The following is a 12,583-nucleotide window of genomic DNA, read 5'->3' as shown; positions in this document are numbered from 1 at the left end:
CATTAAATGGTTAAATGGAAGAGTGAGTTGGACAGTAGATATTCCCCAAAGTGTTCTGCCTGATCTTCCGCCCTTGCCTGAGGGCATTGAGGAGGTCTTCCAGGACGTCATCAAGCGCGATGCAAAGCAACAGCCCAGTTGGGATCCCACCCAAGCCGATAACGTGCGCAAGATTCTCGAGTCGGTGCCACCCATCGTGGTTGCCCCAGAGATTGAGAAGCTCAAGCTGCAGCTTGCCGATGTCGCACTAGGCAACGCCTTCCTGTTGCAAGGCGGCGATTGCGCCGAGACCTTTGAATCGAATACCGAACCGCATATTCGCGGCAACGTTAAGACCCTGCTGCAGATGGCCGTCGTATTGACCTATGGCGCGTCCGTTCCAGTGGTGAAGCTGGGGCGCATTGCTGGGCAGTACGCCAAGCCGCGTTCCTCGGATACGGACGCGAATGGCCTGTTGAATTACCGCGGGGACATCGTCAATGGCGTGGACCCCACCGATGAGGATCGCCGCCACGATCCTGCCCGCATGATCCGTGCTTACGCTAACTCTTCTGCCGCCATGAACTTGGTGCGCTCTTTGACCTCCTCCGGCACCGCGGATCTCTACCGCCTGCACGAATGGAACCGCGAGTTCGTCCGGAAATCGCGCGCCGGTGCCCGCTACCAAGACTTGGCCCGCGAGATTGAAAATGGCTTGAAGTTCATGAATGCGTGCGGCGTGCAGGACTCCACCCTGCACTCGGCGGATATTTACTGCTCGCACGAGGCGCTGCTCAAGGATTATGAGCGTTCCATGCTGCGCTTGGGCCAAGATGATAATGGCGATACCAAGCTCTATGACCTCTCCGCGCACCAGGTGTGGATTGGTGAGCGCACCCGTGGGCTGGATGACTTCCACGTTAATTTCGCCGCCATGATCGGCAACCCAGTGGGCATCAAGCTCGGACCTGGAGCCACGCCTGAGCAGGCCGTGGAATACGCCGAAAAGCTAGATCCCAACCGCGAGCCTGGCCGCCTGACCATCATCTCCCGCATGGGCCACGACAAGGTTCGTAGCGTCTTGCCGCCCATCATCAAGGCCGTCGAAGATTCTGGGCACACCGTGGTCTGGCAGTCCGACCCCATGCACGGCAATACCTTTACCTCGTCCAACGGGTACAAGACCCGCCACTTCGACAAGATCGTCGACGAGGTGCAGGGCTTTTTCGAGGTACACCGCGATTTGGGCACCCACCCGGGCGGCGTGCACCTCGAGTTCACCGGCGAAGACGTGACGGAATGCCTCGGTGGCGCCGAGGACATCACCGACCTGGACCTGCCGGGCCGCTATGAATCCGCCGTGGATCCGCGCCTGAATACGCAGCAGTCCCTCGAGCTCTCGTTCCTCATCGCTGAGATGCTGCGGAACTAGGGCACCACCTAGACCCAGAGGGAAGGGGTTCCTTCGTAGTAGGAGGAACCAAACCACCACCCGCTGATAGCGACCGCACCGGTAGCCACCGCCACTGCGAGGAGAAAGACCAGCAGTGAGGCGGGATGGCGATTGGTCAGGGGCCGCTCGGCGGGTTCTTCTTCTGCCGCCTGTGCCGGCGGCTGCGCGGGAGAATGTGCTGCTGCACCCACGCCCGCAGCGGGTGCTGGGGCGGGGACAGGAGCCGGGGCCGGCGCTGGTGCTGGAGCAGGAGCCAGCGGCGGCTCGGGGGAATCGTCGGCGGGCGCCTGGGGGACATCGAGGCGCGTTTCAAAGTCTGGCTGCGGCGGATCCGGCTCGGGCTCAGGGGGAATGACCTCGGTGGGCCCGCCGTCTAAATGCTCGGTAGCGCCTTGCGGGATGGTCCGCGTGGGCTCAAATACATCCGTGGCGCCGATGCCGGAATAATCCGTCGGCGTTTGCGCGGTGCGCGCGGCGGCCGCATTGCGGGGAACCGGGATGGTCACCGTGGGCAGATCCAACTCCCGGCAAATATCTTCGATGGCATCGAGGAACTCCCCGGCATCGGCAAAGCGCTCGCGGGGATCGCGGGCGGTGGCGGTGGCCACGAGGGCATCGACAAGCTTGGGCACGCCCTCAGCGCGCGTGGATGGGGCGGGAACATCATCGTAGAGGCGCGCGGTGGCGTGCGCGATCGGGGTATCCCCGGAGAAGGGCACGGTTCCGGTCAGGAGCTCAAAAAGCACGATGCCGGCCGAATACACGTCGGTAGCGGGGGTTATATCCTCGCCGGTGACCTGTTCCGGTGCCAAGTACGAGACGGTGCCGACGATCATATTCGAGGTGGCCTGCGCATTCGTCGCACGGACCAAGCCGAAATCGCCCAATTTCACCCGGTGATGCGAGGTAATGAGCACGTTATCCGGCTTAATATCGCGGTGGATAAGCCCCGTGGAGTGCACCTCGGTTAAGCCTTGGAGCACGCTGCGCAGCGTCGATAATGCGGCAGGAACGGTAAGCGGGCCGCCTTCGGCAAGCAGCTCCCGCAAAGTGCCGCCATCGATAAGCTCCATGATGAGGTAAATGGGCTCGCCATCGGCGGAAAAATCATGAATGGCCACGAGGTTGGGGTGCTGCAAACGCGCCATCGCGCGGGCCTCGCGGGAAAAACGCTTGATAAAAACCGGGTCATCGTCATAGCGCTCATCCATGACCTTTGCGGCCACTTGGCGGCCCAAGCGCATATCCACGCAGCGATAGACGGTAGACATACCGCCGCGGGCGATGGGGCGATCGATGCGGTAACGGTCTTCCAACACGTCACCAATTTCCAACCTAGTCATACCTCCCAGTATGGCCGATCCCCTAGGCCGCGTTAAAGTAGGTGGCGTGACTAACGCAGAAAACTCCCTGAATTCCTTATTGGCCGGCGAAGAGCTGCTCAGCATGCAGCAGGTGGCAGACAAGCTAGGCCTTCCCATCACGCGCGCCTATGACCTGCTCCAGGACCGCAAATTCATTGTCTGGGACTCGCCCGAAGGCAAGCGCGTGCCGCTCGCATTTTTCAATGACAAGGGGAGCATCGCCAAGCATATCACTGGCGTTATCACCGTGCTTACCGATGGCGGCTATGACGACGAAGAAATCCTGCGCCACCTTTTTACCGCAGATGATTCCCTGCCTGGCCGGCCAATCGACGCCCTGCACGGGCACCTGGCGCGCGAGGTCATTCGGCGGGCTCAGGCGTCTGCTTTTTAGCCCAGCGCTTGGGGAGTTGAGGGCCTTTTTGGCTCACGCCATCGAACATCCACTGCGTTGCGGACCAGGACAAAACGATGACGCCAATGACCCAGAACCAGTTATAGAGCTGGTGGTTGCCATCGCCGGAAAAGCTCAAGCTGATAAATAGCGCTACGCCAGAGGTAAACTTCAGCAGCCACAGCGGCGGGCGGAAGGTGCCCATGAGCGTAAAGATGGAGGCGTAGTACCACGGCAGGGTCACCGAGTTGAAGACGAAGGCAACCTGGTAGGCCGCCGCGGTGCCCATAATCGCATCGCGGGCCGTGTGCCGGCTTAGCCACCACACGATGACCAGCCCGATGAGCATGCACACCATCGCGATGGTGCGCAGGACGCCCAGGATGGCGTTATAGGATGCGTCCGGGTCAAAAATGTGGACCGCTGGGACGATGATGTCTGCGGCCAATGTCGGGCCCGCCAAGGGGTTAATCACCTTAGAATTTCCGCTGACCTGGGATAGCCAGCCCCATGAGGTGCCGGAGGCCCAGGTAATAAGCGCCACGGAGGCGATGATTTCCACGGCAGCGATGAGCCCTGAGCAGACGAAAACTACCGCCGTGCGCGCCGCGGTAGAACCCTTGGGCGCGTAGCGGTGCAGCATCAGCCAGACGATGAAGGGGGCTGCAAAGATCGCGGTAGCCTTCATCGCCACCGCCGTGCCGACTAGCAGTAGCGCGGCGTGGAAGCGCTGGTGCAGCGCGGCCAAAAGCCCCAAGGACACCAGGCCGACCATGAGGGATTCATTATGCATGCCGCCAATGAGGTGCAAGATGATGACCGGGTTGGCAACGCCAATCCACAGCGCGACCGCCGGGTCCGCGCCGAGCTTTCTGGCGATGCGCGGGACCGTCCACGCAATGAGGACAAAGCCCGAGAGCGAAAGCAGCTTATAGATGATGATCCCGGCGGTGACGTTATCGCCCACAACGGTGGTCACGATCTTGCCTATCCACAGGTGCAGCGGACCGTACGGGGTGGTGGTATTGCGCCAGTCTTGGGAGACCTCCAGCAGGAAGGGGCCGGGGTTGATGGCGGCGCCCTCGGTATAAGGGTCGAACCCATCGCGGACCATGGCGCCCTGCATGAGGTAGGAATACACGTCCCTAGAAGCCATGGGGCCGGCGAAAAGCAGTGGGGTGACCCAAGCGATAAGGATGCGTCGTAGCTCGCGCACCCCTCCCTCTGGGCGCGGGTTTTTAAGCTGCCGGCGGATAATCATGCGCCCGGCAAGCACCCAGGCGGCGGCGAGGAGGAAAATGCCCACCCAATACAGCACCAACCCAAGGTTGCGCCCGTGACCATAGGAGAAGAAGCCGATATTGAGCGCTTCGAGCACGCCGCCGCGATTGCGGGTCGAGCCGCCGGAAAAGGACGAGAAAAGGAGCACACACGAGGCCACGAGGCCCAGCGGGAGCGCGCGGGGGACTGGCAAGGAGTAGGTTTTGGCCACGGTGATACCTACTTTTGGCGCGTCGTCGCCTGAATGGCCAAGTGCTCTAGCGTTTCCGTGATCTGCGGATCCACGTTCGCCGCACGCAGATGGGCTAACCCGGATTCCGTCAACGCGGTAATGCGGCGCTCAATCTCATCCGGGGCGCCGGAATCCGCAATGATTTGGGACAGGCGCAGCAAGTCCTGCGTATCGGAGGTGCGGCCGATGAATTTCCGCAGGGTAGCGGCGGCACTGGGGTCGCGTTCATCGGCGCGCTGTAGCGCTAAGGCAAGAAGCTCCGTGCGCTTGCCCTCTCGCAGATCGTCGCCGGCGGGCTTGCCCGTAATTTCGGGGTCCCCAAAGACCCCCAGTTGGTCATCGCGGAGCTGATACGCGATGCCGATATCGTGCCCATAGCCGCGGAAAGCCGAGATTAATTCTTCGCTTGCTCCCGCGATGGCAGCGCCCAAATGCAGGGGCCGCTCGATGGTATAGGCGGCGGTTTTATAGCGATTGACGGAATTGCTCAGCTCCACCGATTCCGAACCGGCTGCCTCGAGGGAAATATCGAGCAATTGGCCGCCCAAAACCTCGGTGCGCATTCCCCGCCAGGGCTCGCGCGCACGCTGCAAAGCCTCTGGGCTGAGCCCAGAATCCTGAAACATATCCTCGGCGTAGACCAGCGCAAAATCGCCCACCAAGATGGCCACGGACGTGCCAAAGAATTCCGGATCCCCTAAGAAATCGGACTCCCGGTGAAGGCGCTCTGCTTCCCGATGCACCGTCGGTTTCCCGCGCCTCGTATTCGACGCGTCAATGATGTCATCGTGGATAAGCGCGCAGGCTTGGATGAACTCCAGCGAGGATGCCGCGCGCAGCATCGCCTCTGGGGATTCCGAACCGCGCCCGGCGGCAAGGTAACCCGCCCACGCGTACATGGGGCGCACCCTTTTCCCGCCATCGAGGACGAATGATTCCAAAAAGCTCATGGCGGTACTGACCGGGGCACCGATTTCTGCCACGTGTTCCCGGCGCTGATCCAAGAAGATGGCCAGTTTTTCGCGCACCGCGCCGGGGATATCCGCAAGCTCAGGAATATTCGTCATAGTCACACTTTCACACGATACCGCCTAGAGCCGAGAAGAAATAACGCAGGTTTATAGCGGCAGGCCCACTCCTAAAATGGCAAAGGGCCGGGGATCCGCCGGGTAGCGATGGTGGCGCACGACATCAAAGAAGCCCACAGACCGGTAGAGGCGAAAAGCCCCGTTGGCTTCCCGTGGCGATTCCGGCGTTGATAATAAAGCATATTGGGCAGGGATATTCCACAGCAGCCCTTTTAGTAGCTGCCTGCCTAAACCGTGTCCTTGAAAGGAAGGCAGCACGTGTACTTCGGCCACCTCAAAGTAGCTGCGCAGCATGCCCCATTCGGACTCAGTTATCCCGCCATTGCGGCGCAGGGCGCGGCGCAGTTCGGAATCCCACCAAGTATCTGGTGAGCCTAAAAATCCATAGGCCACTCCCACGACGCCGTTGTCATGCGCAGCGATAAGCGCTGTAAACCCGGGCCGCATGGAATCCGACTGCCAATTGTCCACGCTGCGCGAAAACGTGACCGGGTCATATCCCATGGCCTCGATGTAGATCTCCACGAGTTGGGGAGCCAGCATAGAGAACTCTTGCGGGGTTAAGCGGCGGATTTCGAAACTCACGGTATCTATCACACCAGATACGTGTGGCTACCGGCGGACGAGGGTGGGGGCGGGGTTATTCAGTCGAACAAAGAAAACTATCGAACGTTGTTCGATATGCATCGATTTATGGCTGGTAAAACTCTTGAGTAATTCGAACAGGTGAACTAGAATAGGGGGTAGATGTCCGGTTGGCTACTTAAAGTCAACGGCAATCGAACACGGTTAGTTATTAGCGCAGTACAGGAGAAAAACAATGGCACAGATTATTTCGGCAACGCAGTCCCGCTCTACCGGTCGCTTCGCTGGCAAGCAGGGCGCAAAGCGGGCCCACTTTCTTTTCCAGGCCCGCGAGCTTCTAGATCAGGCCAGAAGCTACGCGGCGGATGGTCGCTTTGACCAAGCGCTAGAGGTGGCTTATCAGTCCGCATTGCGTACGGCGGGTGCGCGAGTAGCCGTGTCGGTGGTCTCTCGCCGCCGGCGCCTGCCAACGAGCGCGTGGGACCGCTTGGCTCTGGTCGGGGCCGAAGAAAAGCAGTGGGCGGAAGCTTTTAAGACCTATTCTCGTACTCGCGCCCGGGTGGGATCTGGCTTGGATGCAACTCCGGATGAGGAGTATGTCTACGGGCTAATGGAGCAGGCGGCGCAATTTTTAGATGAGAGTGAAACCGAGACGATTCTGGGATCCTTTGCGGCATAGCAGCAGCATTGCGGCGCCATAATCACTGTTGAGGGGAATAACTACCTTTTGGGGAACATACTGGTTACTCTGGGCGTTAGTATTGGTAGAAGATATATCGGCCGAAGCCCAGTCCCTAGTTGGAGGAAAAGTGTCTCTTTCTGAGCAGGAGCAACGCACGCTCCGTGAAATAGAGGAATCGTTATTAGCGGACGATCCTAAATTTGGCGCTTCTGTGTCTGAATCTACCTCGATCGGCGGATCCGGCGGCGCAGTTACCCTACGTGGGGTCGCGCTCATCGTGGTTGGTTTGTGCATGCTTGTTGGCGGCGTGGCCTTGGCGCAGCAAAGCTTGTGGTTTATTGCGCTCTCCATCGCCGGATTCCTCGTCATGTTCGCCGCTGGCGTGTGGATGCTCCGCGGCGACCAGCCCGCTAGTGCAGGAAAGAAAAAGTCCACCAATGGGCGGTCAAAGAAAGCAGCCTCGTCTCGTAACAGTGGGGTAGGCAGCAAGTTGGAAGAAAACTTCCGTCGGCGCTTTGAGGAAAGCTAGCTGCGAACTCTTCATTTCCCCAGTCACCAAGAAGGGTGGCTGGGGATTTTTTACGCCTTACCAAAATTTCCCACTTTGCCCCACCTTCTGACCAAAACCGCGGCGCGGTGGGGGCTTGTGGGTGGCAGAGGGTGGTAGCAGGTCGGATATGCAGGCATTGCGCTGTAAGTGGTGTATGAGGTGGGGCGATCTCGATGTTGTAAATGGGGCTAAAGGGGTGGATTTTCGGGGTTGTCAAGGTGGGGCGCGGGATTTCTCCCCACCGTAAAAATACCCTTTTAACTGCACATATTTTTTGAGTTATTAAGAATATGGCGATTTAAGTGGGGTATGTGGGGGAACGTGGGGTAGAGTGGGGCGCAGCGGAGGAATGGGGTTGAAAAACTCTCTTCTGACGTGAGGGAATCCGGAGTTGTCGAGTGAGGAAGGTGGACGCCGGGATGTTTCTCGGAACCTACACTCCGAAGCTTGATGACAAAGGGCGCTTAACGCTTCCTGCAAAATTTCGCGACGAGCTCGCCGGTGGCCTGATGGTTACCAAGGGGCAGGACCATTCTTTGGCCGTGTACCCGCGCGAAGAGTTCGCCGAACGCGCACGGAAGGCTGCGGCGGTTTCTCGAACCAACCCGGAAGCGCGCGCTTTCATTCGTAACTTGGCGGCAAGTGCGGACGAACAGCGGCCCGACGGGCATGGTCGCATCACCTTGTCCGCAGGCCACCGTGAGTACGCGGGCTTGTCCAAAGAGTGCGTGGTGGTTGGCTCAGTAGATTTCCTCGAAATTTGGGATGCAGCCGCGTGGGCTGAGTATCAATCGCAAACTGAAGATGCTTATTCGGCAGCAGATGCCGATGACGTACTTGCGGGCTTGCTGTAAAAGTCCGCATCTCGAGTGCGTGTAAGGACTCTGTCCGAGGCGGATGATTCTGGTGTACTTCCCCGATATCAGAAACCTGCCTCGGACAGGGCCCTATATGCACTCGTCGTGCTTTCCACGATAGGAAGTCCTGCACAGCGGAAATAAGAAAGGGGGACGCGGGGAGTAATGGCTACAACTGACCTTAATTACAATGTGGCGGATAACCACGGCCATGTGCCGGTCATGCGCGAGCGCATGGCAGAGCTCCTGCGCCCCGGAGTGGAGGCTGCGGGCTCGCAGGCTGTGCTTGTCGATGCCACCTTGGGTGCCGGCGGCCACAGCGAGTACTTCCTCCAGACCTTCCCGCAGGCACGCGTTATCGGTGTGGACCGCGATGAGCAGGCATTGCGCAATGCTTCGGCCAGGCTAGAGCCCTTCGGCCCGCGTTTTTGCGCGGTTAATGCTCGCTTCGATGAGTTGGGTACCGCCATTGCCCAGGGCGAGGGTGATATCTTTGATGCTGCCCGCGCCCACGGAATCGCGGGAGCCCTCTTCGATTTGGGCGTTTCTTCCATGCAGCTGGATCAGGCAGAGCGCGGCTTTGCCTATAAGACGGACGCACCGCTGGATATGCGGATGGATCCGAGCCACGGGCTTACCGCCGCTGACGTGCTCAATACGTATTCGCACGGGGACCTGGCGCGGATTCTCAAGACCTATGGTGACGAGCGCTTTGCGGGCAAGATTGCCTCCGCTGTGCTCAAGGAGCGCGAGAAGGAACCGTTTAGCACCTCGGGCCGCTTGGTTGAGCTTCTATACTCGACCATCCCTGCGGCAACGCGCCGCACGGGTGGGCATCCCGCAAAGCGCACGTTCCAGGCGCTGCGAGTAGAGGTCAACCGCGAGTTGGAGGCCATTGAAAATGTGCTTCCCGTAATCACCAGTGCGCTTTCCATTGGGGCGCGCGCGGTCTTTATGAGCTACCAGTCCTTAGAGGACCGCCTCGTAAAGGCAGCATTCAAGGAGCTATCTACGTCCACCACGCCTGTCGGTCTACCGATGGACCTGCCGGGCACCGCACCGGAATTCGCCACGGTTACCCGTGGGGCCGAAAAAGCATCTGCGGCGGAAGTAGAAGAAAATTCCCGCGCCGCGTCGGTGCGCGTGCGGGCTCTAGAACGGCTCGAAGGCACGCCAGAATTTTTACCCCCGGGAGGCAAGAAATGAGCACCATCCCACGCCGAAACCAGCACTTGACGGACAGCCGCGACAGAGAGGCCACTCGCAGCATGGGCGCCAGCCGAGACTTCACCACCGGAATCGACACCGGAGTGCCTACCGCTGTGCGCGAGCGCACCGCCCCTAGGGTTACCGGGAAAACGGCGCGCCGGACGGCTCCTAGCCGTACCCGGGTTCCGCACCGCGGGGCGAAGCGGCTTGGTTCGAAGCAGGTCGTCAGCTTCCGCGGCCGGCGGGTGCAACAGCAGACGAAGCAGAATAATGCTTTTACCCGCGTTGCTGTCTTAGCCGTTACCTTGCTGATTGGCGGGGTAGTGCTGGCCATGTGGCTATCTGGTTTGTCCACCTCGCAGACGTTTAAGATCCAGCAGCTAACGGTGCAGGAATCGCAGTTGGATAATCAGATTGAGTCGCTGAACCGTGATGCAGAGAACTTAAGCTCCTCGGCGGATATTGCCCGCCGCGCGGATGAGCTGGGCTTGGCCGTACCCAAGCAACCCGGCGTGACTGAGGTCGGCGGGGATGGCGAGATCATCGCCAAGCGCGAAGGCACTCCTGATACGGAAAAGCTTATCGATGTTAACGGTGAACCCATCCGCCCGGGCCAAGCCTCGAGCGACCCGAAGGATACGGAGGGAATGTCTGATTCCCTTAACGCTGTGCCGCGCGGGCAGCAGCAACATGCGCGCGGTAATGATGCGGACGAGGATCGGGATGAGCACCGCGGCAGCGATAACGACGATAATCGCGATGACGCCAGCGATAATCGCCCCAACCTTCCCGCCCGCGCGCCGTACACCAGCCAGGCCGATTAAACGGACAGAATAAGTGGTGAAATTCTCTGTGCTCGCGCGTGGTAGCGCGGGCACTGCCCATCTTGTAGGGCACAATCGATACACGCAAGAACCTGTGGCGGCGAAGGGAAGGTGACTGAGCACCGTGACTGCACCGAATAATGGTGGCAACCGTGGATACCGTCCGCGGCCGCGCCGCACCGCTAGCTCTGTTGTGCCCCAAAAAGCGATCATGCGCCAGCGCCTGCGCATCATTTTGACCTGTGTTGTCGTCGCCACCGTCGCCTTGGGCGGGCGCCTTGCGTGGGTCCAATTGGTCTGGGGCCCAGATCTTGCGGCAAAGGCTGTTACCCAGCGCGAACGCGTCTATATCGACCCGGCCCGCCGGGGAGAGATCCTGGACCGGGATGGCCAGCGTTTGGCCTATACAATGAAGTCTCGTTCCTTGACTGTCTCTCCCACGCGCCTGCGCGATGAGCTCAAAGAGCAGGCCAAGATGGAAGCCACCTCCGAGGGAAAACTCGAGGGCATGGATGAGGGCAAGAAGGACGAGTACCTCACCAAACAAATGGAAGACAAGCTCAAGGAGATGGCTGAGGGCATCCCGAAGATGATTGAGGATTCGGGTGCCTCTGCCTCCAAGGTTGATGCGAGCGATATTAAAAACAAGCTCAAGGCCGATACCCAGTACGAGGTCTTGGTCCGCAATGTGGACCCAGATGTCGCCGTAGAGATTTCCAATAAGTACCACGGCGTGGCGGCCGACCGGCAAGATATCCGCCAGTACCCAAATGGGGCGATTGCAGAAAACGCTGTGGGCAAGGTCTCTATGGATGGCCACGGCCAATTCGGCTTTGAGGCGGCCCGCGATACCGAGCTGACCGGCATTGATGGGCAGTCAACGGAGGATGTCTCCGCCGATGGGCAGGTCATCCCCGGCACGCTGCGCGATGTTGTGGATGCCGTCGATGGTCGCGATGTCACCCTCACCCTGGATTTGGACCTGCAGACTTACGTCCAGCAAAAGCTGGAAAAGGCCAAGGCCAATTCCCAGGCGGAGGGTGCCGAGGCCGTTGTGCTTGATGCCGCGACGGGCCAGGTGCTCGCCATGGCTAATACCGACACGGTGGATCCGAATAAGAATATCGAAGACCAGCTTAAAGAGGGCAAGGACTTCGAGAACCGTAGCATCTCCCACCCCTATGAGCCGGGTTCCGTTGCCAAGATAGTGACGGCGGCAGCCGCATTGCAGGAGGGTATTACCACTCCGGATGAGGTGCACCAGGTTCCGGGCTCCATCGACATGGCTGGCGTGACCGTCAACGATGCCTGGAATCACGGCACCGAGCCGTATACCACCACCGGCATCTTTGGTAAGTCCTCCAACGTGGGCACCTTGATGATCGCGGATAAGCTTGGCCCCGAGAAATATGCCGAGTACCTGAAGAAGTTTGGCTTGGGCGCTAACACGGGCGTTGAGCTTCCGAATGAATCCGCCGGCACGGTGCCAGACCAAGAGCAATGGTCCGGCGGCACCTTTGCCAACTTGCCCATCGGCCAGGGCCAGGCGTGGACGACGCTGCAGATGGCTAGCGTGTATCAAGCATTGGCCAACGGCGGCGAGCGCATCGAACCGCGCATCATCGACGAGATCAAAGACCCCGATGGCGAGACGGAAAAGCTACCCGAGCCTAAGAAGACCCAGGTAGTGGACAAGGAAACCGCCAAGACTGCGGTGGATATGTTCCGCGCCGTCTTCCAAGATGACGATGCCGGGGTGCAAAACGGTACGGCCGCCAACGCCCAATTGGATGGCTACCAGCTCTCCGGTAAGACCGGTACCGCGCAGAAGGTGGACCCGAATTCCGGGGCGTATTCTAATTCTGCCTACTGGATCACCTTTGCGGGCATTGCGCCTGCCGATGACCCACGATTCGTCGTCGCAGTCATGCTCGATGAGCCCAAATCCGGCGTGGAAGACAATGGCGGCGGCGGCCAGTCTGCGGCCCCAATCTTCCGGGATATCTCTTCCTGGCTGCTTAACCGCGATAATATTCCTACCTCGACACCAGCGCCGCGGATGACCCTGCGGGAACAATAGGAGCT

Annotated in this window: 12 protein-coding genes; 8 read left to right on the top strand and 4 right to left on the bottom strand. The window is 59.8% G+C overall.

Translation table 11 applies throughout. The annotated features are described in order from the left end of the window. The first annotated feature begins 22 nt into the window (after window positions 1-22). On the top strand, window positions 23-1,411 hold the full coding sequence (locus ACLI1O_RS08115) for a class II 3-deoxy-7-phosphoheptulonate synthase (RefSeq protein WP_239269946.1): 1,389 nt from the start codon (window positions 23-25) through the stop codon (window positions 1,409-1,411). 8 nt (window positions 1,412-1,419) lie between these two features. Here ACLI1O_RS08115 and ACLI1O_RS08110 read toward each other — a convergent pair whose 3' ends face one another. Next, window positions 1,420-2,775, bottom strand: coding sequence for a protein kinase domain-containing protein (locus ACLI1O_RS08110; protein ID WP_284772039.1), 1,356 nt, complete (start codon window positions 2,773-2,775; stop codon window positions 1,420-1,422). 10 nt (window positions 2,776-2,785) lie between these two features. Between ACLI1O_RS08110 and ACLI1O_RS08105 the strand changes: the two genes are divergently transcribed. Further along, complete coding sequence (locus ACLI1O_RS08105; protein WP_284772040.1) at window positions 2,786-3,190, top strand: Rv2175c family DNA-binding protein; 405 nt, start codon at window positions 2,786-2,788, stop codon at window positions 3,188-3,190. On the opposite strand, the gene ACLI1O_RS08100 is transcribed toward ACLI1O_RS08105, so the two are convergent. Genes ACLI1O_RS08100 through ACLI1O_RS08090 form a run of 3 tightly spaced genes read right to left on the bottom strand, consistent with a single transcriptional unit; the run spans window position 3,159 to window position 6,376 of the window. Further along, window positions 3,159-4,682, bottom strand: coding sequence for an alpha-(1->6)-mannopyranosyltransferase A (locus ACLI1O_RS08100; RefSeq protein WP_239269943.1), 1,524 nt, complete (start codon window positions 4,680-4,682; stop codon window positions 3,159-3,161). The genes ACLI1O_RS08105 and ACLI1O_RS08100 overlap by 32 nt on opposite strands. A gap of 8 nt (window positions 4,683-4,690) precedes the next feature. Next, a complete protein-coding gene (locus ACLI1O_RS08095) occupies window positions 4,691-5,770 on the bottom strand; it encodes a polyprenyl synthetase family protein (protein WP_411706802.1) in 1,080 nt (359 codons plus the stop codon). A 51-nt stretch (window positions 5,771-5,821) separates the two neighbouring features. Continuing rightward, window positions 5,822-6,376, bottom strand: coding sequence for a GNAT family N-acetyltransferase (locus ACLI1O_RS08090; RefSeq protein ID WP_239269941.1), 555 nt, complete (start codon window positions 6,374-6,376; stop codon window positions 5,822-5,824). 235 nt (window positions 6,377-6,611) lie between these two features. On the opposite strand from ACLI1O_RS08090, the gene ACLI1O_RS08085 reads away from it, so the two are divergent. From ACLI1O_RS08085 to ACLI1O_RS08060, 6 genes are all read left to right on the top strand, one after another. Beyond that, window positions 6,612-7,055: an SAV_6107 family HEPN domain-containing protein gene (locus ACLI1O_RS08085; protein WP_239269940.1), complete on the top strand. Its 444-nt coding sequence runs from the start codon at window positions 6,612-6,614 to the stop codon at window positions 7,053-7,055. A gap of 130 nt (window positions 7,056-7,185) precedes the next feature. Further along, entirely contained in the window at window positions 7,186-7,587 is a 402-nt protein-coding gene (locus tag ACLI1O_RS08080; RefSeq protein WP_239269939.1) for a DUF3040 domain-containing protein, read from the top strand. A gap of 440 nt (window positions 7,588-8,027) precedes the next feature. Continuing rightward, complete coding sequence (gene mraZ / locus ACLI1O_RS08075; protein ID WP_034654127.1) at window positions 8,028-8,462, top strand: division/cell wall cluster transcriptional repressor MraZ; 435 nt, start codon at window positions 8,028-8,030, stop codon at window positions 8,460-8,462. A gap of 168 nt (window positions 8,463-8,630) precedes the next feature. Then, entirely contained in the window at window positions 8,631-9,671 is a 1,041-nt protein-coding gene (rsmH, locus tag ACLI1O_RS08070; RefSeq protein WP_239269938.1) for a 16S rRNA (cytosine(1402)-N(4))-methyltransferase RsmH, read from the top strand. Beyond that, window positions 9,668-10,498: a hypothetical protein gene (locus ACLI1O_RS08065; protein ID WP_239269937.1), complete on the top strand. Its 831-nt coding sequence runs from the start codon at window positions 9,668-9,670 to the stop codon at window positions 10,496-10,498. The genes rsmH and ACLI1O_RS08065 overlap by 4 nt, the downstream gene beginning before the upstream one ends. Window positions 10,499-10,709: 211 nt before the next feature. Next, entirely contained in the window at window positions 10,710-12,578 is a 1,869-nt protein-coding gene (locus tag ACLI1O_RS08060) for a peptidoglycan D,D-transpeptidase FtsI family protein (protein ID WP_239269955.1), read from the top strand. Window positions 12,579-12,583 lie beyond the last annotated feature (5 nt).

This window comes from Corynebacterium sp. LaCa78, from assembly GCF_046717505.1.
GTDB lineage: Bacteria > Actinomycetota > Actinomycetes > Mycobacteriales > Mycobacteriaceae > Corynebacterium.
The sequence above is the reverse complement of the archived record's forward strand: the minus strand, read 5'-3'. Positions and strand labels throughout refer to the sequence as shown.

What these genes read in the sequence shown, in the direction of transcription:
- rsmH (WP_239269938.1), top strand. Translation starts at nt 8,631, where the DNA reads ATGGCTACAACTGACCTTAATTACAATGTGGCGGATAACCACGGCCAT.
- ACLI1O_RS08095 (WP_411706802.1), bottom strand. Translation starts at nt 5,770, where the DNA reads ATGACGAATATTCCTGAGCTTGCGGATATCCCCGGCGCGGTGCGCGAA.
- ACLI1O_RS08105 (WP_284772040.1), top strand. Translation starts at nt 2,786, where the DNA reads ATGGCCGATCCCCTAGGCCGCGTTAAAGTAGGTGGCGTGACTAACGCA.
- ACLI1O_RS08110 (WP_284772039.1), bottom strand. Translation starts at nt 2,775, where the DNA reads ATGACTAGGTTGGAAATTGGTGACGTGTTGGAAGACCGTTACCGCATC.
- ACLI1O_RS08065 (WP_239269937.1), top strand. Translation starts at nt 9,668, where the DNA reads ATGAGCACCATCCCACGCCGAAACCAGCACTTGACGGACAGCCGCGAC.
- ACLI1O_RS08060 (WP_239269955.1), top strand. Translation starts at nt 10,710, where the DNA reads ATGCGCCAGCGCCTGCGCATCATTTTGACCTGTGTTGTCGTCGCCACC.
- mraZ (WP_034654127.1), top strand. Translation starts at nt 8,028, where the DNA reads ATGTTTCTCGGAACCTACACTCCGAAGCTTGATGACAAAGGGCGCTTA.
- ACLI1O_RS08085 (WP_239269940.1), top strand. Translation starts at nt 6,612, where the DNA reads ATGGCACAGATTATTTCGGCAACGCAGTCCCGCTCTACCGGTCGCTTC.